The sequence below is a fragment of the Peribacillus sp. SIMBA_075 genome (genome assembly GCF_046534585.1).
In genome coordinates, this window is the sequence record NZ_JAWRYN010000543.1 from 1 (window position 1) to 274 (window position 274).

General features: G+C 69.7%; 1 protein-coding gene. It reads left to right on the plus strand.

What is annotated here, in order from left to right; translation table 11 throughout:
* Window positions 1–74: 74 nt before the first annotated feature.
* On the plus strand, window positions 75–274 hold a 200-nt coding region (locus SB775_RS29330), incomplete at its 3' end, for a hypothetical protein (protein ID WP_410864751.1).

Here is a 274-nt window from a genome sequence, read left to right on the forward strand (position 1 = left end):
GCGGCGGTACGGCCCTACGATGTGAACGTTCTATGCGTCGCCCGACAGCGGCAGAATCAGGGGATCTTGTGTCGATGACTCGTGCCGGCAAGGTAGCCGCCGCTCTCGCAACGGCCGGGCTCGCGCTGGGAGGGCTGCTCGCGATCGGTGGCCCGTCCGACGCTGCCCAAGCGGCGCCGGTGGGGTGCAGCAGCGGCCTCATCTATACGACCGGCGGATCGTCGCAGATCTGGCAACGGACGCCCTCCGGGACGGACACCCTGGTGGCCACGGC